Below are 24,500 nucleotides of genomic sequence, written 5' to 3'. Positions count from 1 at the left end.
GTGAGGTAATCATGACAGTAAAAGTTGCCATCAATGGCTACGGTCGAATTGGTCGCATGGTATTGCGTGCCATCTACGAATTGAACCGCGAAGACGAAGTGAAAGTTGTTGCTATTAACTCTTCACATCCTATTCCAACCAATGTTCACTTGACCAAGTACGACACTACACACGGACGTTTTAACGCAGAAGTGACTGGTGACGACGAGAACATGTATGTTAACGGCGACAAAATCGCTATGTTAGCTGACCGTAACCCAGAAAACTTAAAGTGGAGCGACTACGACGTAGACGTAGTACTTGAGTGTACGGGTAAGTTTAAAGATCGCGAAGGTGCTTCTAAGCACTTTGTTGGTGGCGCGAAGAAAGTATTGATTTCTGCACCTGGCGGTTCTGACATTGACGGTACAGTTGTATTCGGTGTTAACGACGATATCTTAACAGCGGATCACAACATTGTTTCTAATGCTTCATGTACAACTAACTGTTTAGCGCCTGTTGCTAAAGCGTTGCACGAAGGCTTAGGCATCGAAAACGGTTTGGTTAACACTATCCACGCTTACACTAACGACCAGCGTGTTATCGATAACCAGCATTCTGATTTACGTCGTGCTCGTGCAGCGGCTATGTCTATCATCCCAACTAAAACCGGTGCTGCTAAAGCCGTTGGTTTAGTATTGCCTGAGTTAAATGGCAAATTGGATGGTTTCGCAATGCGTGTACCAACGGTTAACGTTTCTGTTGTTGATTTAACTTTCACCGCAGGTCGTGACACCACAGTAGAAGAAGTTAACGAAATCGTTAAAAAAGCAGCTGACGGCAACGTTTTAACTTATAACGATGAGCCATTAGTTTCTATCGACTTCAACCACTCACCAGCTTCAAGCAACTACGACTCTACTCAGACTCGTGTTCAGGGCGGTCGTTTGGTTAAAGTGGTTACCTGGTACGACAACGAGTGGGGTTTCTCTGTTCGTATGTTAGATACTGCTGTTGCGATGATGAAAGCATAAGCTTTTACGCTACAGAAAAAAGCCGGGTTATCCCGGCTTTTTTCTGCCTGTCATTTATGTGCCGAATGATTTAAACCAAGGGCTATGTCTCAATAGATGCTATTGTCCTGTCTGCATTCTAGACTGATCAAATAGTAATACTTCAATCTCGTTGCTCTCTTCATTGAGATAGGTTGAAACTTCCAAATGGCTTATTGCTGGAGATTCAAGCATATCTACGTAAAGCATCATTATCGCTTTTTTATACTCTTCCACGTTGTCACCAAGTGCAAAGTTAAAGGTGCAAGTTGATAATTTGCACTCAGGCACAGAGGCAAAGCGCTGTGAGAAAAAATCATGCTGGCTCAAAACCTCTGTTAAAGAGGTTTCTTTTTCTGTTGCCCAAACATCATCTCTTATTTCAGATTTATTGAGTTCTTTATATTTTTTGATGGCTTTGAACTCATTAATAGATTGTTGTCTATAGATGTCAGGCAATAAAGTTTGTTTATCTTTTTCAAAACGCTCTGCCTCAGAAGTTTCTTTTTTTCTGGAACTAGGTAAGCTGGCTTCTATCGTTTCTTCTTTTGCTGGTAGAGTATCTGTAAAAGTTTGTGAAGTCGAAGGCTTTAAATTTTGCTGGGGCATCAATGTATTATCCTTATGAGCTTCGGATTGTTGATTGTTGTTCTTGATACTTGATGCATTGAAGTAAAGCGAAATGACAAGAGCTAAGCTCAATAACGCTATCAACAGATTTTTCATTATTTTTAATTACCCTTTATTTAACAAGTATATGGATATCTGATGTATTAATGCATCAGATATCCTGGGTTATTAAAGACTAGGATCAGCCCCCAAATAAATTGTTTTTAGTTTACAATGTTGTCCATCAGCACATATCATACAGACCATCATGGTTCCATTGTTAACAACTACGCAATCAGCTGTAATCGTTATACTATCTTCTTCTGCACATACTAACGTGCTCCCAATAATAAACGCAACAGCCAAGGCTTTTGAAAAAAAAGCTTTCATTTTCATAATTAGTCCTTTTTATTTCTATTTAATATTTTTTTGTGTATTAGGGTTTTTGTGTCCTAATACACTTGAAAGCCTACCACCCATAGCTAATGACAGTCAATTAGTAGGAGCTAAAGCAAAAGTAAGCCGCTTAATATAAGCATTAAAAAGATATAGTTAGAAAAACTAATTACTTTATCGCAATGACTGTTTCCCAAAAATAAGCTATCTACAGATAGATAATTATATTTAGCTCAAATCTTATTTTTTTTGGGGGGGCTATTTTTGTCGGTTTTAGGTTGTCCATTAATAGAGTAAAGCGGTTACTTTTTTTTGCAGTTCAGGAATGACTTCTAGCTCAAACCAGGGATTGTTCCTTAACCATAAACGGTTGCGTGGTGAGGGATGCGGTAAGGGTAGATATTGAGGGAGATATTGCTGCCAGTTTTTGACGGTATTGGTCAGTGTTTGTCCTTTGGTCTGTAAGTAGTAGTGCTGCGCGTATTGCCCTATCAGTAACGTCAACTCGACATTTTCTAATAATGGAAACAACTGAGGATGCCATTGGGGAGCGCATTCTTTTCGTGGCGGTAAGTCGCCAGACTTGCCTTTGCCGGGATAGCAAAAACCCATTGGCATAATGGCAATCTTGTCTTCATCATAAAATGCATCTCGCTCCATATTTAACCAAAGCCGAAGACGATCACCACTGGGATCATTCCAGGGAATGCCAGTTGCATGAACTTTAGTGCCAGGTGCCTGGCCAATGATTAAAAGCTTGGCATTGATGGAACCTCGGATCACGGGGCGAGGCCCTAAAGGAAGATGTTCCTCGCAAAGCCGACATTGACGCACCTCGTCCATCAATGGGATAAGCTCTTGAGTTGTTTTCATAAAAGAATATTGAATTGCTGGCCCTGTTAAAGATGTCAGTTAAGCATTAGAGCCAACAATAATGCAAATTTGTTTGCTGGCGTCGCCAATAGCATTCTTCACATATTATCCGTGACATATTTACAAAACTTATTTTCTTCTCATCTTTCCAATCAGTTAGGTATTTCTACATAGGAAAATGTCTATGAAAAATTTCGTTTTAGCTGTTTCTGGATTATTGTGTTCGGTGACTATAGCGGCGCAAGAACAGTTTTATATTGCTGTCGATCTAGGAAGCAGTCGTTTTGATGTGGGGCAAGAGTTCTTTAATGGTCAGTTCGCTGGTTTTACAGAAGACGAAGCCTTTGAAAATATTGCCTTGGGTTGGGAGTTTCACGAAAGTTGGTCATTGGAGGTTGGTGCTGAGATCGATCATGCTTTTGATTTCTTCGACAATCTTTTTACTGACAGTTCGCTTGAAAAAGAAACCAGCTTTCATGGTTCTTATCTCAAAGTCGCAAAGCGGTTTGATTTAGGTGGTGTTTACTTTACACCTGCATTGGGATTGATGTCTTGGGAGCTGAATGCTGATCCTGGAGAGAATTCTGGTGATGTTATCAAAGATGGAACGGCACCATTCATCGAAATCCTATTTGAGCGCCCAATAACAGAGCGATTTTCTATGGGTTTAAAATTTAGAAGCATGAATGAAGATGAATTTGACGTGAATTCTTACGGTTTGAATTTAAGCTTTCGATTTTAATCTTGATGTTGTGAGGCTACAGTGACATTTTGATAGAAAAGTGGAGGCTAGGTTCCACTTTTTCTGGATGAGCTGTTGATGCCTGATAAATAGCTTCATGCTCGTTATTAAAGCCATTCTTAAGTGCAAAAATAGCTGTGGTTTTTGCGTTTATTCGGTAGCTTATATTAGTGTCTAGTCGCCAATGTGCATCGATAGGAATAGGTTCTGCAAAAATGCCTTGAATGTTTTCAGAGTTATAATGGTCATACCATGTCAGCCGACTATGCCAGTGTAGTCGAGTGCTAAGCGCTAAGCTCTGTGTCCAGCTAACCTTGTATTTAGGAACTGTTGAGTGTGCAACAGAATTAGCATCAGGAGGAATCAATTTCGATAAGCTATCGTAGTAGGTGAAATCTATTTTTGAACGCCAATAATGATTTGAGTGATAATTCCAGGTTGCTTCAAAACCTTGTGTCTCTACATCTACTGAGTTTGCATAAGGGAGGGCCAGAACTGGACCCTCTTGGAGTTCGGCGGCTCTAGGATCAACTCTTATCTGGCCATAAGTTTTCTTAGAGAAATAGGTTAAATCGACAAAGTGATTTTTATTTTTCCATCGAAGGCCGATACCATAATCGTCATTTTTTTCTGCATCTACATCACTCGAGCCTGCTTGCACTATCGGTATAGCATTCGGTAGAGGTGTAAAGCCAACGGATATGCGGCTGGCCAACTGTAGGTATGTGGGAAACTGATAACTCCGTGTATAGTTTCCCCATAATACTAGTGAGTCATTAATACGATAAGATAGTCTGCCTCCCGGCGAAAAAAACGTTGAGCTAATGGTTGAAAATTCTTCGATACGACCACCCACTTCAAATTTTAAAGAAGGGGTTAGCTGACTAATATGATTAACACCTAAAGCGGATAGTTTGAGCAGAGTCTTATTGGGAACATAATTAACAAAGTTTGGTAGAGGTAAGCCTATATCAAAGTCATATAGCCGTTTGTTAACGAATACCTGGCTTTGTTGGGATGGGCTCCAGGTTCTTTGGTAGCGAACTTCAAGATCGGTTTGAGTGGTTCTATAATTTGCTGGCAGTGTGTAAATCTCGTAAAGGTCTTTCTTATAAGAGGGTTGTATTGTGAGGCTGTTTTTATCATCAGGCGAATAGTTTGCCTGTAGCTGTAGTATTCGGCTGGTTGAATCTGCTTCTTCGGTATCGTTGTGAATGTTAGCGGAATGAGAAAAAAACTGTTCTTCAACTCTATCATTGTTTACTAAATAGATATTTGAAGTGAAGTCCCATTCTGATAACGAAAAATCCACTCTCGCTCGTATATATTGACGAGAGTAATCTTCTTGGTTGCTTGCTTCATTGTCAAACCCAGGGTCGCTTTCTGCGCCTGCTGTAAAGTACCCAAAAACATTATTTTTTTGAAACGACTCTCTCCAAAATCCTTCGAATCCACCACGACTCGAACCACTGATTCTAAAGTAGGAACCATCGAACTGCTCTGCTCTACGTGACAAGATATTGATCACACCCGAAGTAGCATTTGCGCCCCAACTACTGCCGCCACTACCTCTTATGATTTCTATCTTTTCAATATCTTCGAGAGGCAATCCTAGTAATTGGAACTCTGGACCTCCGCTTGTTGGGTAGTAAACGGGAATTCCATCAAGAAGCACCAGTGTTGCACTAATAAAGACTTGAGCATCATCTCTGATAGAAATGGAACTGCGATGAGCTTGATGTTGAAAGCTAAACAACCCTGGTACGGTGACAAACAAGTCTGAAAAGGTTTGAGCACCTGAATTTTCTATTTCTTCTCGAGTAATGACTGTAATAGCTGCTGGTATCGTAAAGTAATCAGAGTCAAATTTATGCAGGCTGTAAACTTGTATGTTCAATAACTCTTCTAAAGTCATATCAAACAAGTCTCTATTTTTGTCGCGCGCGGCATGAAGATCAATATGATTACCGAGGCTTATCGATAAAAATAAAGAGAGATAAAGCTTGTTATATAAAGGCGAACTTAAATTTCGCATTTGCAGAAACTCGTAAATTGAATTTGGCTATAGAACAAAGCTTATAGAAAAGTTTAGCAGAAAATATCTCATAACCAATATTTAGAGCGCTACAAAAGCATTGTACAAAATAGCCATCAAACCCTATTTAAGTCGCCTTTATTCCAAAATGTTTTTAAAACAGATTCATATGGAAGCGATGAGGCGTTTAGCTTATTGATAAGTTGCGAATAGTTCTTTGCTGAAAGCCTTCAATGATACTGTTTGAGCATCAGTGAGTTAGCTCTGAGTGATTATGCAGAGATGAATATATATGAGAAATACGTAGCTTGATTATACTCAGTCATCGTTTTTTAACTGGATGATCTGTATGTATTTTGCTCAATGCAGTCCATTGAAGCATCCTGTATATTGAGTGCCAAGTGTGCAGATCGGAAGAATCAAGAAGCTTTATTCTCATCACCACATTGCTATCATTTTCGGTTATAATACGCGCACTTTTACATCCCCTCATTCACTTAGTAAGTAAGAAGGCTCCCAACCATGTCTGTATTGCGAATGGCTGATTTGGATCTCGCAGGTAAGCGAGTGCTGATCCGTGAAGATCTCAATGTCCCTATTAAAGATGGCAAAATTACCTCTGACGTAAGAATTCAAGCGGCGTTGCCGACCATTAAGTTAGCGTTGGAAAAAGGCGCGAAGGTTATGGTGATGTCACATCGTGGTCGTCCCACTGAAGGTGAATTAAAAGCCGAAGACAGCATGCAGCCAATTGCTGATTATTTGAACGATTTATTAGACGTGCCTGTTCGTCTAGCGGCGGATTATCTTGATGGTGTTGAGGTCAACGAAGGCGAAGTTGTATTGTTTGAAAATGTTCGCTGCAATGTTGGCGAAAAGAAAAACAGCGATGATTTGTCTAAGCAATACGCTGCTCTGTGCGATGTGTTTGTGATGGATGCCTTTGGTACTGCCCACCGTGCTCAAGCTTCAACTCATGGCGTGGCCAAGTTTGCCCCGACTGCCTGTGCTGGCCCATTATTGGCGGCAGAGCTTGATGCTTTATCAAAAGCCCTGGATAACCCGGCTCGCCCAATGGTTGCGATTGTGGGTGGTTCTAAAGTATCGACCAAATTGACCGTCCTTGATGCCTTATCAAAAATCGTCGATCAGCTGATTGTTGGTGGTGGTATTGCGAATACTTTCATCGCTGCAAAAGGCAACAATGTTGGTAAGTCTTTGTACGAAAAAGACTTAATTCCAGAAGCTCAACGTTTGCTTAAGCAAGCCGAAGACAACGATGGTTCTATTCCAGTACCTTCAGACGTTGTCGTTGGAAAAGAGTTTGATGAAAACACAGCTGCTACACTTAAGCCTGCTACTGATGTTGCTGATGACGACATGATTTTTGATGTGGGCCCAGACTCATCCGCTGAGCTAAGAAAAATTCTTTCAGAAGCTAAGACCATTGTTTGGAACGGCCCGACCGGTGTTTTTGAATTTGATCAGTTTGCGGCAGGTACCAAAGACCTTTCCTTAGCGATTGCAGAGAGCGATGCGTTTTCTATCGCTGGCGGCGGTGACACTTTGGCAGCCGTTGATAAATTCGACATTAAAGACAAAGTGTCTTATATCTCTACAGGTGGTGGCGCATTCCTGGAATTTCTTGAGGGTAAAAAACTCCCTGCAGTTGAAATTCTGGAGCAGCGTGCGGCAGAATAGCAATATCTACGTGTCACCGGCTAATTCTTGGTGGGTGACATCTAGCGGTCAAATGGCGAATTTGGCCGCAGTAAACCCAATACAATTTTAAAAATCTCAGGAAGATTCAAGAGGATACAATCATGGCATTAATTTCAATGCGCCAAATGCTGGACCATGCAGCTGAACATGGATATGGGATTCCAGCTTTTAATGTTAATAACCTAGAGCAAATGCGTGCCATTATGGAAGCAGCGGATCAAACCGATTCTCCTGTGATTGTTCAGGCATCTGCGGGTGCACGTAAATATGCGGGTGCTCCTTTCTTACGTCATTTGATTCTTGCTGCAATCGAAGAGTTTCCTCATATTCCTGTTGTTATGCACCAGGATCACGGTACCAGCCCTGCGGTATGTCAGCGTTCGATTCAGTTAGGCTTCTCGTCAGTCATGATGGATGGCTCTTTGATGGACGATGGTAAAACACCATCAAGCTACGAATATAATGTTGATGTGACTCGTCGTACTGTTGATATGGCGCACGCTTGCGGTGTGTCTGTTGAAGGTGAGTTAGGCTGCCTGGGTTCTCTTGAGACCGGTGAAGCAGGTGAAGAAGATGGTGTTGGCGCTGAAGGTAAGCTGACTCATGACCAGATGCTGACCGATCCTGATGAAGCGGCAGATTTCGTAAAGAAAACTAAAGTAGACGCGTTAGCAATTGCTATTGGCACTTCGCACGGTGCTTACAAATTTACTCGTCCACCTACAGGTGACATTTTGGCGATTGATCGCATCAAGGCGATTCATCAGCGTATCCCTGGAACTCACCTGGTTATGCACGGTTCTTCTTCTGTTCCTCAGGAGTGGTTAGCGGTAATCAACGAGTTCGGCGGTGAAATTCCAGAAACTTACGGTGTTCCAGTTGAAGAAATCGTTGAAGGCATCAAGCACGGTGTTCGTAAAGTTAACATCGATACTGACCTACGTTTGGCATCAACGGGTGCGGTTCGTCGCTACTTGGCCCACAACAAATCACAATTTGATCCACGTAAGTACCTAGCTGAAACTACTAAAGCAATGAAAGACATCTGTATTGCTCGTTATGAAGCCTTCGGTACTGCGGGTAACGCATCTAAAATGAAAGCGATTTCGTTAGACGATATGTTCGCTCGTTACGAAAGTGGTGAGTTGGATCCTAAAATCGTTTAATTCTAAACGATAGGCCAACAGGTCCAAGTAAAAGGTATGTTTTTGATTTTTCAAGACATACCTTTTTTGTATCTATTGGATACATCAACGGCCTCGACTGAAAGCGTAAATTCAAAGTGATTTTTTTGAATTTACGCAAGCAGGCCAGGCTCAATTCTGATAGATTGACTCCATAATAACTCAAGCTGTAAGTATCCTATTGAATGTTTTTTGAGCATAAAAAGAAAGACTTCTTCCGCCCTTTGACCAGTAAGTACCGGGAGCAAATCACTAACTGTCTGCAAGCGCTTTATGTTCATTTATACACCGCTCAAGCCGACTATGAATCGTCGAATTCTCGAGAAAAACTCGTCGCCTTATTTCAGGAAACCATTACTCGCTCGCCCGTACTTGAGAACGGCAACGAAGACGAGTTCAGCGCACCTGCAAAGAGTGATCGAGAGCAGGCTTCATGGGTACTCAACTCATTGTTGGAGTCTGGCTGGTTAGAAAAACAAGTGGACGAAGCCACATTACAAAGCACTTATGCATTTACTCGTGTCGGTCGTTTATTCACCCAGGCGATTGTTGAATCCAATGGGGCGACCTATCGTACACGCCATCGCAATACCCGTAACGTTCGTAATGCCTTAACCGTATTTGTGGACCAGGGCGATGTTTATGATCTGCTGGATGCTTACGAATATTCCGAACGAATTATCAGTGACTTCAGCGACACTATTGCAGAGCTGGATGAACGTAAACGTCAGCTCGTGCGTGAAGTCGAAGCACAACAGCTGGTAGAAAAAGCCAGTGAAGAATTTTTTGAGTTTATGGAAAAGCGCTTTATGCCTGATCTGTCTATTCGCTTATCGGCAGACAGTGTCGAAAAATGGCGTGACGAAATTCAGGGCTCCATTGTTAAAGCGCGACGTAAGCGTAAAGAATTTAAAGCCGAAGCCGAAAAGCAATTACGTAAGGTAGCGCCAGAACTTATCGAGCAACAGCAGGCTTCTGTTTATCTCACATTGCTCGAAAAAATAGAACAGCGTATTCATCGAGCCAGTGAAATCATGCTGCCCGCTTTACGTCAATCGTTGCATGGCTTTACTCGCCGTGCCGACATCATTATGCGCCAGTTAAGTTTTTCGGCGCAGGGCAGACAAAGTGAAATTGTTGATATTTGTCAAAGCTTATCATCGCTCGATGAAGACGCACTTAATCGCAAACTGGATATGGCGAGTGAACATCTGGCACAGCTTCAAGTAGCCCTGTTTGATCCGGGCCAATTGAAGCTTTATCAAAGAAACAAAAAACGTATTGTTGATACACGAGCAGAAGAAAGTGCCGACATGAATGATGATGCTCGTAAAGAATTATTTATTAAACAATCGGTAGAAAAAGCCTTTGCTATCAGTAATCAAGACTTGGCCGACTATCTTGGTGAGTCTTTAGGCAAAGGCCATCGTATTTTTTCTCATCAGCTTCCTGTTAATAACGCCAAAGATTTGCTTATGCGTGCCCACGCAATTGAAGTGGGCTCAAGTGGTCGTCAGTCGAGTGAATACACATTCAAGGTTGAGCCAACGGGTAAGCGTACCGAAGATAGCTACTTTGAGGCCGATGAGTTTTCTATCGAATTGATACAAGAATCAGATAAAAGTGATGCGTCATGATATTGAGTAATTTAATTGAAGACTCTTTAGAGTCGAAAAACTTATCGCTAAACGACTTTCAAGAGTTAATCATTCGCTTAATGAACTACAGCGTATTATGCCGTTCTGAAAGTGCGACAGAAGAACAACTATATGATCGCTTTGTGCGTATTGAAGAACTCGTTCGTGATTACTTAAGTGTTGCTCATATTCAGCTCCATCATGACAGTCAGTTTCAATACGTTCGACTGTACCCTCCTGCAGCAGAAATTCCTGGTGTTAAAGAACCTGAAGAATCGGCATTCAGTGGCAGTCTGCGCCAGCGCTTAACGCAAAACGAAGTCGCCTTAGTTTTGATTTTGAGAGTGCAGTACGATAAAGCGCTACGAGAAGGCAAGATTGATGACTCTGGCTATGCTTTGGAATCTCTCGAGTCTATCAGCATCGCCATGAAAAACATGCTGCGACGACCGTTGCCAGAAAAATTAACGGACCGCAAAAAAATGTTTCAGCGTTTGCGACAGCTACGATTGATTCAATATCGTCAGGATGAAGAGTTTTCTAATGGAGAAAGCTGGATAAAAATACATCCTATGATCGTTACCTTTATCAATGAAGATGCTCTGGCTGCATTGTCAGAAGATAATGTTGAGCCAACAGATGAAGAAGCAGTTGCCCAAGAAAATGACGAACAAGTATTAGCAGGCGAATAACCGTGTATCTAAAGAAATTAATATTAATCAACTGGGGTAATTTGCCCAATACTGAGTTTGAATTTGGACCACTTAATCTTTTTTCTGGTGGCAATGGTTCTGGAAAAACCACTGCGGCAGATGCCATTCAAACTTTGATGACGGCGGCTCATGAAAATCTGTTTCAGTTTAACCCTGGTCAGGATGAAACCACACAGAAAGGGCGTGGCGGTAAAAAAGTAAGAACTCTGGCGTCCTATATCTTAGGTTGTGATGACGGCAGCTATGCCAGACTTAATCCAACGGATGGCTATATTGTCGGAACTTTTTATCCGACAGAGAACGAAGATGCTACACCCTTTACCGCACTCATAGCTGTGCGTGCCTACATTGAAAAGAATGGCCAACAGTCCTTAGCTCGCCAAGATGCTATCCAGTTTTATATTCTGGGCAACCAGTTTGAAGAAAAGCAGATAAAGCTCTCACACTTGGTATTATCACTTGGTGATAGCAAAAGCATTCTTACTTTAGAAAACTTACATACGTCACTGATTCAATCTTTTGGTAATCCTAATGTAGAAAAGTATGACACCAAGCGTGCCTACTTACGTAGACTTTATGGTGCTCTGCGTGGCAAAAAAGATGCGGTAGCCGAGTCAGAGGCTCTTAATTCGGCTAAAGCTTTCTCGCGCTTTATGGCGTACAAGCCTGTACAAAGCATTGACCGCTTCGTGTCTGAAGAAATTCTGGAAAAGAAAGATCTGGGAGAAGCCATCCGTTCTATATCCGGTCAGTTAAAGACCATTCATGGTATGGAACGAGATGCTAATCGTTTATTGCAGTCTATCGATATCTTAGCGAATGCTGATGAATTAAGTCAGGGCTACATAGAACAATGGATTGAATTGCAGACCCATAACTATACTTTGGCGCAACACCAGTTTCGTAACCGCCAAAAGACCTATATTGCTAATAAACAACAACAGAAAAACTGTGAAGAACAAATCGAAAACCATCAAAATTCAGTCGTTATTACTCGCGAACGTAGAGAACAGTTACACGAGCAACGTGTTGCACTAGAAGCACAGCGATTGGGTATTGGTGCTCTTCAAGAAAAAGACGATTTGTCTCGCCGAGTCAAAGAGCAAGAAAAGCATTTATCTATTCTGGCTCAACAGTTATTACAAGAAGAAAGAAAACTGCAGTCTAACTTTGACCAAACTCAAGTGATTGTTGATGCTATTGCTTCAAAGCCTGTCCAACAGGCGATGTCTGATCTATTGAACAATGGTTCGCTCAAGATGGCCCGTGGTGTTGTTCAAGCTAAAAAAAGCAACGCACTTAATATTCAGGCTCTGTTAGGCAAAGATATGCTCAATGACATTCAGATGTTGGAAAAACAACTGGATGAAGTAAGAGATATTCAACATCAACAGCAGCAGTGGTTGCAGCACTGGAATCATAGCATTGAAGATCAGGACAATCTGAAACAACAGGTGCGGCAAAAACTTAATCGTTTAGAAATGGATTACGAGCGCATTGCCCGTGAACGACAGTCGAAACAAAAAGACATTGAACGTTTAGAAAAACACCAAGTATCCTATCCTGACTATGTACAAAAAGCATTGGATGCCATTAGCATCGCGTTGCCGGACGCTGATCCTCGCGTACTTTGTGATCATATTGAGGTCACCGAGCCTGAGTGGCAAGCGGCTATCGAGGGTTATCTAGGTGGGGCGAGATTTTCTATTATCGTTGAACCCGAGTTTGAAGCCGATGCTATTCGTGTGGTGCGAGGGTTACCCGGTCGCATGAGCAAAGCACGAATCATTCAAGGCGAAAAAGCTTTTAAAGATGCAGAACGTTTATCTTTAGATAAAGATTCCATCATGCACGTGTTGGAATTTACTCACGCTTCTGCGCGACATTATGTTCAAGCCAGCTACGGCGCTGTTGTTCGTGTTGATGATGCTGAACAATTAAGAATGACTCGACGTGGCGTGACGCGTGAGTGTTTGGCTTCAGGTAACTATTCTCTCTGGCGTTGTGACTTACCTGATGCTGATCTGGTTTTTGGCGCAGAAGCACGCAACCGCGCTACTTTGGCACGTCAGCAAGATCTCACTCGACTAACTGAGCAATGGCAGTTAGTTAATGATCGTCTGGTTGGATTGCGCCAGTTAAGCAAAGCAATTGAAGAGTTGAACTCATTAGACATCGCTGATGTATTGAGTCAGATGTTAAGTTGTCATCGTGAACTGCAAAAGCTGGAAAACTTGATTCAACAGATTGATCTGGGTGATCACAGTGAGCTGGAAGACAAACTCAATCAGTTTAAACAGAATGAAGAAGAGTTACGCACACAAGAAGATCAGCTTATTAAACAGATTGGTCAGCAGGAAGAAAAACTCTCCAGTCTCAAAAAAGCCATTAAGCGTTTAGCGGATGAGCAAGATGAGACGCAAGAAAAAGTTGAATCCTGCGAGGTGGCTCTTCAGCAGATCAGTGAAGACTGGCCAGACTTTGATTCGTCTGAGCGCTTAGCTAAAGCCGATGGACAAGCCGAAGGCTTAGATCTACGCATGGCGCTGGATCAAAAAGAGCATATCGAGTCTCAACTTTACAGTATTGAACGTAAGCTCGATGACGCTATAAAAGAACACAACCAATACAGCATGCCTGGTGACGCCATTGCTTACAGTGCATTCCGTGGCGATTATGATCAGACCTTATTCCGTAATGTGTGTCAGCTACAGCGACAAATTGATTCTATCTACAATCGGTTAAAAAACAACATACTGGTTGAAAAGCATCATCAGCTCACCAAGCTTAAAGAAAGCTTTAATAATGCGTTTGTGAGTAACCTCTGTCACTCGATCCATCAGGCGATTAATGATGGTAAGCGTCAGATCGAATTATTGAATCATGAACTTCAATATCATCGTTTTGGTGATGATAGAGAAACTTTCCGCTTCGATTATGATTGGCTCCCGGAGTATAAAGAATACGCTAAGTTCTTTGATGAAATCATTCGTAATCCGCAACTGGGTGACGGACAAACTTTATTTGAAGCAACACTCACCAAGTCATCGCAAAAAGTACGTGACCGTTTGATGTCAATGTTACTGGATGAAGATCAAGACAAAGCATTGCGAGAGCTTGATCGCATATCCGATTATAGAAACTACCATCGTTACGAGATCTTTAAAGAGGTTGAAGGTAAGCCTGCGATTCCATTATCGGAATATGGAACAGGTTCTGGTGGACAGCTCGAAACGCCTGCCTACATTATCAGAGCTGCGGCTATTACCAGCGCCTTTCGCTTTAGTGAAGGCAAGTCTCATTTGCGTATGGTTATGGTGGATGAAGCTTTTTCTAAGATGGATGAAACCCGTAGCCGTGAAGTGATTGAGTATTTGATTAACTCTTTGGGATTGCAGTTGGTCTTTATTATGCCTACCAGCAAGTGTGGACCCTATATGGATCTTATTACTAATGAGTTTGTCTACGCGAAGTGCCCAAGCCCTGTAAAGCGCGGTGAACTTAATACTCGAGTTCTGGTTGATAGAAAAGTGTGCAATCAAGAGCGTATAAAAGAGCTATGGGCTAATCATAGAAATACGATTTACCAACAAGCCGAACTGGACTTTATGCAACAGGTATTTAGCGAATAAGCTTTGGAGCTGTGAAATGAGCCGTCCCCAAATTGGAATCGGGGACGGTAACAATTAACTGCTTGCCTGATTATTGCGACCTAATTTTGACGCTACAAAATGAGTGATGTTGTTCCTGTCTTCTGAAGCGATGAAGCCGTAGAAGATGACCAATAACATCGCTCCAACCATCATCAGATTAATGATAAAGTCAACGACAAAAGATTCTGCTGAGTAGAAGGCATTGGCGACAATTAAGATTGTGCACAAACCTATATAGGCAAACACTTTGAAGAAAGGATATTGAATGTGGTGCTCTTTGTGTTGTAGCCACCATAGCCATAGGCAGTACAAACTCCAGGTGAGTAACGTGGCAATGGCAGCACCTAAAGCACCATAAAAAGGAATCAGTAAGAAACTCAAAAGAATGTTCGCCAAGGCAGCATAAAACGAAACTCGTCCCACATCTTTCGAGCGCTTATTAATAAAGAGCACTTGTTTAAAGAAATCTCCGAGTTCACGGATGGCGTAACCCATCAACAGGAAGGGTACAAACAGGAGTGCTCCGGCAAATTTTTCATCAATGATCCAGCCGAGCAAGTTATCGATAAAAATAGAGATGCCTAAAGCCACACTAAACAGCGCAATGGAGTAATAGAGAAATACTTTAGCAAAGTAGGGCTTCCAGTCTTTTTTCTCGGCATAGTCAAATACGTTAACATCCCACACTCGATTGAAAGGTTCGCCAACTAATACCGACACTAAAAACGCAAACTTATAAGCCAGCGAGTAAAGACCGACTTCTTCCAGGCCATGATAGTAGTTCACCACAAAACGATCTAGGAAGTGAATAACATACATGGAGGCAGAGGCCATAATGAGTGGTGCGCCGAACTTGATCAGTTGTTTGGCAACATCACCAACAAAGGATAAGCGATGGTGATAAATAAAGTCTGCGAGCAAAACCAGTGAGAAAACTACCGATGTGATGATGACGCTGTAGGCAAAGCCCATCAATCCCATTTCTTGATAGCCAATAAAGTAAACATTAAGTCCAATGGAAGCGAATAGTCGAACTAGCGAAAAAACTACAAAGTAGACGGCTTGTCCTTTTAGACGTTTATAAATAAGTAACAGCTCGATCTGAGTCACAAAGACCAGTGACAAAAAGCTCAATTGAACCACAAGCGTGTATTGATCGGATTTTAATAAGTACTCTGATATGCTCTCGGCAAAGACGCACCCCAGTGCCGCTATGACGCCAGTAAACACTGCCGCCAACAACATGGACGTCGAAATAACTTTATAGGGATCTTGTTCTTTCTTTTCGTGAAAGATACGTATTTGAGCACTACCAAGTGCGTGCATACCTAGCAAAATGGCAAATACCATCACCAATAGGTCGATGGTCTCTATGACACCATAATCAGAAACCAAAAGCTTTGAGGTATATAAAGGTAGCATTAAGAAACCCGCGACTTTATTCGCAATGTTTCCTATGGCGTAGAGTACGGAGTGTTTTAATAAAATGTTAGATGACATTAAGGACAATCCTTTGCCCGGTAGTGACACAATATTGGGCCGTTGGTGTCAGCCCAATATTAGATATACCTGTCGCCTTTCAAGACGCAGCGGTGTTGGCTGCACCTTGAAATACTTTGGGTATAGACTGCAATCAAATCAGTAGAGAGTCCGTACTTTTAAAGTGCCATTAATGGCTTTAAGCTCAGAGACTAATTCATCATCGGCTTTTTCAATATCGGTAACCACATAACCCACATCATCGTTGGTTTGTAGGTACTGACCTGAAATGTTGATCTTTCTCGAAGAGAAAATATCGTTGATTGCAGAAAGTACACCGGGTTCGTTTTTGTGAATGTGGCATATTCTATGACGACCGGTATGTTCAGGTAAAGCAACCTCTGGGAAATTTACGCTGGACAGGGTAGAGCCGTTATTGCTGTAGCGAATGAGCTTATCAATTACTTCGGTGCCGATGTTCGCTTGGGCTTCTTGAGTACTGCCACCAATATGAGGTGTCAGTATGACATTATCAAACGCTCTTAACGGAGAGACAAATTCTTCCGTATTCGATTTAGGCTCTTTGGGGAACACATCAATGGCTGCCCCTGCAACCTGCTCACTTTCTAAAGCAGCGGCCAGTGCATCAATATCAACAACGGTACCCCGTGAAGCGTTGATTAGTAATGCCCCCTTTTTAATTTGTGCGAATTGCTCCGGACCCATCATGTTTTGGGTCTGGGCGGTTTCTGGTACATGGAAAGTCACAATATCGGACGTCTTAAGCAAGGTTTCGAAGCTATCAACCTGACGCGCATTGCCCAGTGTCAGTTTATTTTCGATGTCGTGAAATTGCACCGTCATGCCCAGGTTTTCGGCCAAAATACCCAGTTGAGTGCCAATGTGGCCATAGCCAACAATGCCCAGAGTTTTGCCGCGAGTTTCATAAGAGCCTGCTGCCGATTTGATCCATTCTCCACGGTGGGCTGCAGCGTTCTTGGCAGGAACACCACGAAGCAACAGAATCATTTCGGCCAGAACCAGCTCTGCCACTGAACGTGTATTTGCAAAAGGTGCATTGAAAACAGGAATACCAAGAGAGCGAGTGGCGCTCAGATCGACCTGATTGGTCCCAATGCAGAAGCAGCCAATGCCTGCCAATTTGGGGGCATGTTGCAGAACTTCTGGTGTGATCTGCGTTCTTGAACGTATTCCTAAGAAGTGAGTGTTTGCTAACTTAGAGTGGAGTTCGTCACCAGAGAGGGAGGTTTTCAATGCTGTGACATTGGTATAACCATCGACGCGCAGAGCGGCTTCGGCATTAGGGTGGATACCTTCCAACAAAAGGATATTTATTTTATTTTTATCAAGTGATGTTTTGTTTGTCACAGCCTATGCTCCATTAAATTGATGCAATGCAGTAGTAGCAAAAAGAATAATCAATTCAATTATGAACTTCCACTATCTTTTGGCAATACCCGGGTTTTAAATTATTCTTAAAGATATCTCAAACCACCTCGTACTGAGTTGCTATTTTGACAAAAAAACGGCACAATAACTGCTTAATTTCGGCGCTTCTGCTCGATAAGGACATTGACGTATGTTAAGAAAAAATCTGTTTTGTAACGCTCTGTTTTTAGTGACTTTTTTAGCTTTTCTTTCTGGGTGCTCAGGTATCCCATATTTGGAGTCAGCGCGTTTAAAACAACCTTTTACATCATCACCGGATGTTTACGAATACTTAATTGGTCCTGGCGACTCTCTTGATGTGTTCGTTTGGCGCAATCCTGAAGTCTCTGCCAAGGTCGTTGTACGTCCTGATGGTAAAATTACCACGCCTCTCGTTGAAGATCTGAATGCCAGCAATATCACTCCTTCTCAATTAGCGAGAAATATCGAAAAAGTTCTTGCTACTTACATTAAAGATCCCATTGTTACTATTACTGTTCGCGGCTTTTCTGGTCCCTTGTCCGAGCAAATCCGAGTAGTGGGAGAAGCAGCTAAGCCGAGAGTGTTGGCTTATCGTCAACATTTGACATTGCTGGATGTCATGATCGCTGTAGGTGGTTTAACAGAGTTTGCCGATGGCAACGATGCGCGTATCTTTCGAGTTGTTAATGGCGTTCCTAGAGAATACAAAGTGCGTTTAGATGATTTGGTTCGCGGTGGAGATATTCGCGCTAATGTAGAATTGTTGCCTGGGGATGTACTAATCATTCCTGAAGCTTGGTTCTAATAGTGAATCAGCTGATTCAGGTAAGAGATGAACAATGCAAGATTTAATTGATCAGATAATGCACTACGTGCGAGGTATCGCACGTTATCGATGGCAGGCAGTCTTTATTGCCTGGGTTTTATGTTTGGCTGGATGGCCATTCGTGATGAAAATGCCAGATCAGTTTCAGGCATCGACAAAATTTGAAGTAGACACCTTCTCTGTATTGGAGCACGTAATTGGCGGCGCAACCACAGACTCAACAGAAGAGTTAAGGTTGTTGCAAGGTGAAGTGCTGTCGAACACCAATATCGAAAAAATCATTCGAAAAGCTGACCTTGACCTTCAGGTAAAAACAGAATCTGAGCTGGACGCTCTGGTGAAAACCGTAAAAGGTAAGATTTCCTTTAAGAAACAGCGTCTTGATAACGTTTTTACTATTAGCTACATGGACAATGACCCCGTATTGGCGCGTCAGATTGTTCAGTTGATGTTGGATTTATTCCAAGAAAAAGCGCTGGGAGATAAGCGCAAAGACTCGGATCAGGCGCAAAAATTCTTGGACGATCAAATTGATCGCTATCGAGCTAAATTGCAAGATGTTGAATCTCGTTTGGCTGAGTTTAAACAGAATAATCTGGATCGCTTACCTGAGCAGGGCAAAGATTATTATCAACGTTTGCAAGAAGCCAAATCTAAAGTAAGAGAAGCTTCTCTGGAGCTGAAACAATCCCAAAACGAACTGCAAACGTTAAAATCACAGTTAGAAAAAGAGCAAAGATTATTAAACGGCTCCTCTGATGTTGATGTGAGTGAGGTGTCTGTTCCAGAGATTGACCAACGTATTGCAAAAATTAATGCACAACTCGATAGTTTGTTGTTACGTTATACCGAGCAACATCCTGATGTACTCAATGCCAAACGCTTGATTGAGTCTCTAAGAAAGCAGAAAGCTTCGATGATTTCTTCTATGGGCGCTCAAACCAAGAAGAATCCTTCTTTTGAAAATCCTGTTTATCAACAACTTCGTATAGCTATCGGTGAAGTTGAAGCTCGAGTGTCGTCATTAAAAGTAAAAGTGAGTGACTACAGTAAGCGAGAGCAAGAGCTTGAGGCATTGCTTCATGAACTGCCACTGGTTGAAGAAAAGCTGGCCGATCTGACTCGTGAGTACGGCATTATCAAAGAGCATCACGATCGCATGGTGACCAAGCGTGAGCAGGCTCGTATTCAAAAAGAGAAAGAGCAGTCATCGAACAAATTGAAGTTTAAGATCCATGATGCGCCTAAAACACCATCGGATCCTGTTGGGCCTAAACGTCTTATATTCTATACCCTGATTCTTTTTGCCGGATGTGGCGTTGGTTTAGCCGTTGCGTTGCTTATGTCTCAGGTTAATACCACTTTCTATGACTCTAAATCGCTTAATTCGGCAATCAGTTTGCCTGTGATTGGCACTGTTTCTATGGTGCTTAGTAAAGAACAAATTCGCAAACGCTGGTTTAAACGAATTTTGTTTTTAGTTGTATTTGCTATGCTACTTGCTGCTTATGTCGGCTGTGTTGCGATAGAAGTGCTTAAGATTCAGCTCATTTAGGATGCCAACATGGATTTGATCGAAAAAGCCGCACAGAAGTTAGAAAAAAACCTAGATCCCAAGGCTGATGAAGCATCCAGGGAAGAGTCCACTGATGCTCATCAACCCAAAGTTGAGTCTGCGGCAAAGCCTGCACCAATTGTTGAGCCTGCCAAAGAAGCTGAAACAAAACCAAAGGTTGAAACGCCAGCCACCTCTTCTATTGAAAAATCGGTAGCTGAAACCAGCCCCATGCCAGAAACCAATCCTGTGCATGACAGTGTTATTGATAAGTTTGAACAGCAGTTAGAAGAAGTTGAGATAACGGCTGAAGCTGCGCCGAGCCATCCTAAACCTCCCGTTGCAAAAGTGCCGCAAGCACCTGTGAGCGAGCCAACTTCAACTGAAGCGGAAGAAGCAAAAACACCGGAAGATAAACAGCCGGATGCTGCGGAACTGAAAGAAAATGGTCCCCGTAGTAATATGGTCGAAGACGATGATGGCATCATCAAGATGACCTTGGATATGGATTATCTACATGCCATGAGTATGGTGGTTCCTGATGATTCTCGTAGCAAAATTAAAGAAGAATATCGTCTTATCAAACGCCCCTTGTTATTGAATGCGGCAGGAAAAGGCAATCTTAAATCTGACCATGGCAACTTGGTTATGGTGACAAGCAGTAACCCGAATGAAGGTAAAACCTTTACTGCGATTAACTTGGCAATGAGTATTGCCGCCGAGCGTGATAAAACCGTTTTGTTGGTCGACTGTGATGTTATCCGTCCTTCTGTGGCTCGCTTTTTTGGTCTGGATCCTGAAACCAAAGGATTGACAGACTACCTTACTGATAAAGCGACCTTGAACGAAGTGATTGTTAGAACGGATTTTCCTACATTACGTATGATCACTTCTGGTAAGCCTCATCATCTATCCAACGAGTTATTGGCGAGTGGTAAAATGGAGCAGCTCATGCATGAGCTTTCTAAACGCTACTCTGATCGAATCATCATACTTGATTCACCGCCGTTGTTAACAACAACTGAAGCTGGCATTTTGTCGACTCATGTGGGGCAAATTGTCATAGTGGTAGAAGCTGATAATACCAAGCGTGAAGAATTAGAACAGTCAATTGAACGACTGAATTTGAAAGATGAAATCGCCATTGGCTTGGTACTCAATAAAAGTCAGCGACAAATGGACAGTCACTACTATGGCTATGGATATGAATCGGACTAGGCATCGGCTTTATTGCACTGCATTTATTCTCTCCTGTTTACACCAAACCAGCATCGCCGAAGATTATTTTACTCCAGCGATAACGGTTTCGCGTGTACATACTGATAACTTACTATTGGATGAAGAAAATCCCATTAGTGCCATTGTTGATGTCACTGAAGTTCAACTGGACTGGAATAAGCAAGCACCTAACTGGTCGTCACGACTGGATTTTAATATTGAGAATATTAATTATCGCAATTATCCCGTTGAAGATGAGCAGTATGAGCAATATAACTTTAGCTCGTCGATTCACTCTAAAGCAAAAGCAGCAGAGTTCGGTTTTCGCTCGACTCGCGATCAGGTCTATTCCAGCTTTTTGCGGCCTAAAGCGTTAAGCAATATAAACATCTCTGAGAATCGAGCCGACTTTCAATCTGACACCGCTTTTTTGAACTTGGATAAAAAGTTTGGTGCGCTACTAGCTGTTAACCTAAATCTCTCGTTTAGCAAGATTGATTACGATCATCAAATTCAAACATTGAGTTCAGAAACGGCGTTTAATGATAGCGATGTCGGATCGGCACAGCTGAGATTGTCTAATGGTAGTACGCGTCGTAACCAGTGGTACATTAGCTCCAGCGTTACAGAAACAAAGCAAAAGTATACGGATCAAGAAGACAAACGATACGAATCCCACGATGCCAGCTTTTATGTGCCAATTTCTCGCGGCTGGGATTTTGTTGCTCGCGGTGGACACATCAATGATGACATCAGTGCCGTCGATGAAGAGCGCAACGGCACCTACTATTCAAGCGGTATTCGTTTTACCGGGCGTTCTAAGTTTTCTTTTGAAGCGGTCTACGGTGATCGATTTTCTGAAGCATCCCTGCGTTATTTTGTACAAAAGCGCAGCAGCATTACAGCAACCTATACCAAAAGCGATTTAGGGCAGTTGCAGGGCTCCCAGTTTGATATTGAGTGGCGAACACTTGGTAAACGTAGCGAGTTTCGATTACTCAAGCGCCGCAACTTAGAGAATCAATCTTCTGAGTCGATTCTTCAGCTGCCATTGCAAAATAATCTTATTGGTACTGGGTTACCCGATCCTGATGATTTTATTCCGATTGTATCGGATCGGCTTACTTTTACAGACTTTATCCTTGAACGAAGCGAAGCTTATTGGTCGTATCAGACGAATCGTTTTCAGTTTGGAGTAGAGTTGCAAAAAGGCGAGCGCATACCCGTTGGAGAAGATTTTGTTTATCAAAACTTATCCGGTGGAAAAGTAACGATAGCTTATTTGGCGGGAAGAAGAAGTATTTATCAAATGCAGGTCTTGGCTGAAAATACTGAGTTTCCTTTCACTTCGCAAGACTCCAAACTCGATCAAATATTATTTAGCTGGCGCTATACACCAGGAATCAAAACATCTGTTGAGCTGGAAGCATCCAGGCTCAACCAAACCGTTTCTTTGAACGATCTTCAGTTCGATGAAACACGAGTTGAATTAAGTTTTAATAGAACCTTTTAGAGATGAATGCTAAAACCATTACCAATGCAATGACGGTTGACGTAGAAGACTATTTTCAGGTGTCTGCGTTCGAACCCATTGCTCCGCGAGAAAAATGGGGTGAGTTTCAACCTCGAGTTGAACAAAATACTCATAAAGTACTCGATCTATTTGCCGAGAAAAATATCAAGGCAACTTTCTTTACCTTAGGCATCGTGGCACAGCAGAATCCAGGGGTCATAAAACGCATTGTTGATGAAGGCCATGAGCTTGCTTCTCATGGTATGTTTCATCAACGTGTCACTGAGATGACTCCTGAAGAATTTGGCCAAGATATTAAAGACAGCAAAGCACTGCTGGAAGATCTTGGTGGACAAGCCGTACGAGGCTACAGAGCGCCGAGTTATTCGATTTCTAAAGCCAACCTATGGGCACACGAAGTCTTGCAAGAGTCAGGCTATCAATACAGTTCATCGGTCTATCCTGTTAAGCATGATCTTTATGGCATTCCTGATGCGCCGAGATTCGCTTATCGCCCAGATAACGCCCCAGAGTTAGTTGAAATTCCTATTACAACCTTTCCTTTGATGGGCAAGAACCTACCGATCGGTGGTGGTGGATACTTTCGTTTGTTCCCTTACATGCTTTATCGCAGTTTACTAAAACGCTTTAATCAAGGTGAAAATAATTCTGCTCTGTTTTATTTCCATCCTTGGGAAGTGGATCCTGAACAGCCAAGACCAGAAGGCTTATCGGCAAAAAGTCGATTTAGACACTACTTAAACTTGGATAAAACCTATCATCGTCTTGACCGATTAACCAGTGAGTTTAATTGGGGAAGAATGGACACAATTTTCTTGGAGAATCAGGCATGATCCGAATCGCAAGCGATTCCGACAAGGCGCGCTGGAACGAGTTTGTCGATAACCATCCAGCTGGTACTTTCTTCCATCGTTTTGAGTGGAAGGAAGTCATTGATAAAGCCATTAAGCACAAAACCTATTATTTAATTGCCGAAGATGACTCAGGCACCATAACCGGCGTGTTGCCTTTGACTCATGTTAAAAGCATTCTGTTTGGTAGCAATATGGTTTCTAATCCATTTTGTGTCTATGGTGGAGTTATTGCTAATGACCAGAATGTTGAGCTGGAAATTTTAGAGTACGCTAAAAAGCTCACTGTTGAAAATAATGCCGACTCTTTAGAGTTACGCAACTTAGAACCTGTATCGGTAGAAGGTGATTGGCCTACCAAAGAGCTTTATTGCACCTTTATTAAAGAGCTGAGTTCTGATCACGACGAAAACATGAAAGCCATCCCTCGCAAGCAGCGAGCTATGGTAAGAAAAGCCATCAAATTCGAACTTGAATATCAAATTGATGATACCTTAGATAACTTCTTTCTGGCTTATGAAACCAGTGTTCGAAACCTAGGTACGCCAGTATTTTCTCGCAAATATTTTCGTGCATTAAAAGAAACCTTTGGCGACATGTGTGATGTTCTTACAACGACTCACGAAGGTGAGATAGTCACATCGGTGATGAACTTTTACTATAAAGACACGGTTCTGCCTTTTTATGGTGGTGGAACCAGCAAAGCCAGAGCCTTGGCCGGAAATGACTTTATGTACTGGTCTTTGATGCAGCATGCTGTCGAAAAAGGTATGAAGTTTTTTGATTATGGCCGCAGTAAAGTCGATACGGGTGCTTACTTCTTTAAGAAAAACTGGGGCTTTGAACCTAAGCCTCTGCACTACCAGTATTTCTTAAATAAGGCGGATCAGATCCCTGAGGTTAATCCCCTTAATCCAAAGTATCGCATATTCATCGAAGCCTGGAAGCGCCTGCCTCTACCTATCGCGCGGAGAATTGGCCCGGTTATTTCTCGCAACTTAGGATAAGACT

Annotated in this window: 19 protein-coding genes; 13 read left to right on the top strand and 6 right to left on the bottom strand. The window is 42.3% G+C overall.

All coding sequences use genetic code 11. The features are described from left to right. Window positions 1–11: 11 nt before the first annotated feature. Entirely contained in the window at window positions 12–1,013 is a 1,002-nt protein-coding gene (gene gap / locus NH399_RS18485) for a type I glyceraldehyde-3-phosphate dehydrogenase (protein ID WP_253042668.1), read from the top strand. 99 nt (window positions 1,014–1,112) lie between these two features. Here the strand turns inward: gap and NH399_RS18480 are convergent, their stop codons facing one another. The 3 genes from NH399_RS18480 to NH399_RS18470 all read right to left on the bottom strand — a co-directional run bounded on the left by NH399_RS18480 (window position 1,113) and on the right by NH399_RS18470 (window position 2,909). Then, the gene (locus NH399_RS18480; protein WP_253042667.1) at window positions 1,113–1,757 is read right to left on the bottom strand and encodes a hypothetical protein; all 645 of its coding nucleotides are present in this window, start codon (window positions 1,755–1,757) and stop codon (window positions 1,113–1,115) included. A gap of 72 nt (window positions 1,758–1,829) precedes the next feature. Further along, entirely contained in the window at window positions 1,830–2,036 is a 207-nt protein-coding gene (locus NH399_RS18475) for a hypothetical protein (protein ID WP_253042666.1), read from the bottom strand. Between the two features lie 285 nt (window positions 2,037–2,321). After that, window positions 2,322–2,909, bottom strand: coding sequence for a uracil-DNA glycosylase family protein (locus tag NH399_RS18470; protein WP_253042665.1), 588 nt, complete (start codon window positions 2,907–2,909; stop codon window positions 2,322–2,324). Window positions 2,910–3,093: 184 nt separating this feature from the next. On the opposite strand from NH399_RS18470, the gene NH399_RS18465 reads away from it, so the two are divergent. Continuing rightward, window positions 3,094–3,651, top strand: a complete 558-nt coding sequence (locus NH399_RS18465; RefSeq protein WP_253042664.1) for a hypothetical protein — start codon at window positions 3,094–3,096, stop codon at window positions 3,649–3,651. 16 nt (window positions 3,652–3,667) lie between these two features. On the opposite strand, the gene NH399_RS18460 is transcribed toward NH399_RS18465, so the two are convergent. After that, window positions 3,668–5,686, bottom strand: a complete 2,019-nt coding sequence (locus NH399_RS18460) for a TonB-dependent siderophore receptor (protein ID WP_253042663.1) — start codon at window positions 5,684–5,686, stop codon at window positions 3,668–3,670. Window positions 5,687–6,208: 522 nt separating this feature from the next. On the opposite strand from NH399_RS18460, the gene NH399_RS18455 reads away from it, so the two are divergent. From NH399_RS18455 to NH399_RS26000, 5 genes are all read left to right on the top strand, one after another. After that, window positions 6,209–7,387: a phosphoglycerate kinase gene (locus NH399_RS18455; RefSeq protein WP_253042662.1), complete on the top strand. Its 1,179-nt coding sequence runs from the start codon at window positions 6,209–6,211 to the stop codon at window positions 7,385–7,387. 122 nt (window positions 7,388–7,509) lie between these two features. Then, the gene (gene fba / locus NH399_RS18450; protein WP_253042661.1) at window positions 7,510–8,574 is read left to right on the top strand and encodes a class II fructose-bisphosphate aldolase; all 1,065 of its coding nucleotides are present in this window, start codon (window positions 7,510–7,512) and stop codon (window positions 8,572–8,574) included. 203 nt (window positions 8,575–8,777) lie between these two features. Continuing rightward, window positions 8,778–10,229 (top strand): Wadjet anti-phage system protein JetA family protein, encoded by a 1,452-nt coding sequence (locus tag NH399_RS18445; RefSeq protein ID WP_253042660.1) that lies wholly within the window; start codon window positions 8,778–8,780, stop codon window positions 10,227–10,229. Beyond that, entirely contained in the window at window positions 10,226–10,921 is a 696-nt protein-coding gene (locus NH399_RS18440; RefSeq protein ID WP_253042659.1) for a DUF4194 domain-containing protein, read from the top strand. The genes NH399_RS18445 and NH399_RS18440 overlap by 4 nt, the downstream gene beginning before the upstream one ends. A gap of 2 nt (window positions 10,922–10,923) precedes the next feature. Then, window positions 10,924–14,574, top strand: coding sequence for an SbcC/MukB-like Walker B domain-containing protein (locus NH399_RS26000; protein ID WP_253042658.1), 3,651 nt, complete (start codon window positions 10,924–10,926; stop codon window positions 14,572–14,574). Between the two features lie 54 nt (window positions 14,575–14,628). On the opposite strand, the gene NH399_RS18430 is transcribed toward NH399_RS26000, so the two are convergent. Both NH399_RS18430 and serA read right to left on the bottom strand, forming a co-directional pair. After that, window positions 14,629–16,095: an oligosaccharide flippase family protein gene (locus NH399_RS18430; RefSeq protein ID WP_253042657.1), complete on the bottom strand. Its 1,467-nt coding sequence runs from the start codon at window positions 16,093–16,095 to the stop codon at window positions 14,629–14,631. Between the two features lie 138 nt (window positions 16,096–16,233). Further along, the gene (gene serA, locus NH399_RS18425; protein ID WP_253042656.1) at window positions 16,234–17,463 is read right to left on the bottom strand and encodes a phosphoglycerate dehydrogenase; all 1,230 of its coding nucleotides are present in this window, start codon (window positions 17,461–17,463) and stop codon (window positions 16,234–16,236) included. A gap of 211 nt (window positions 17,464–17,674) precedes the next feature. Between serA and NH399_RS18420 the strand changes: the two genes are divergently transcribed. Genes NH399_RS18420 through NH399_RS18395 form a run of 6 tightly spaced genes read left to right on the top strand, consistent with a single transcriptional unit; the run spans window position 17,675 to window position 24,496 of the window. Next, window positions 17,675–18,310 (top strand): XrtA/PEP-CTERM system exopolysaccharide export protein, encoded by a 636-nt coding sequence (locus NH399_RS18420; RefSeq protein ID WP_253042655.1) that lies wholly within the window; start codon window positions 17,675–17,677, stop codon window positions 18,308–18,310. 34 nt (window positions 18,311–18,344) lie between these two features. Further along, the gene (locus tag NH399_RS18415; RefSeq protein ID WP_253042654.1) at window positions 18,345–19,886 is read left to right on the top strand and encodes an XrtA system polysaccharide chain length determinant; all 1,542 of its coding nucleotides are present in this window, start codon (window positions 18,345–18,347) and stop codon (window positions 19,884–19,886) included. 9 nt (window positions 19,887–19,895) lie between these two features. Beyond that, complete coding sequence (locus tag NH399_RS18410; protein ID WP_253042653.1) at window positions 19,896–21,104, top strand: XrtA-associated tyrosine autokinase; 1,209 nt, start codon at window positions 19,896–19,898, stop codon at window positions 21,102–21,104. Beyond that, entirely contained in the window at window positions 21,091–22,617 is a 1,527-nt protein-coding gene (locus NH399_RS18405) for a hypothetical protein (protein WP_253042652.1), read from the top strand. Before NH399_RS18410 ends, NH399_RS18405 begins: the two co-directional genes overlap by 14 nt. 2 nt (window positions 22,618–22,619) lie before the next feature. Next, window positions 22,620–23,471, top strand: coding sequence for an XrtA system polysaccharide deacetylase (locus tag NH399_RS18400; protein ID WP_253042651.1), 852 nt, complete (start codon window positions 22,620–22,622; stop codon window positions 23,469–23,471). Continuing rightward, the gene (locus tag NH399_RS18395) at window positions 23,468–24,496 is read left to right on the top strand and encodes a FemAB family XrtA/PEP-CTERM system-associated protein (protein ID WP_253042650.1); all 1,029 of its coding nucleotides are present in this window, start codon (window positions 23,468–23,470) and stop codon (window positions 24,494–24,496) included. The genes NH399_RS18400 and NH399_RS18395 overlap by 4 nt, the downstream gene beginning before the upstream one ends. Window positions 24,497–24,500: the final 4 nt, after the last annotated feature.

This window comes from Pleionea sp. CnH1-48, from assembly GCF_024124665.1.
Classification (GTDB): domain Bacteria; phylum Pseudomonadota; class Gammaproteobacteria; order Enterobacterales; family Kangiellaceae; genus JAMXSB01.
The sequence above is the reverse complement of the archived record's forward strand: the minus strand, read 5'-3'. Positions and strand labels throughout refer to the sequence as shown.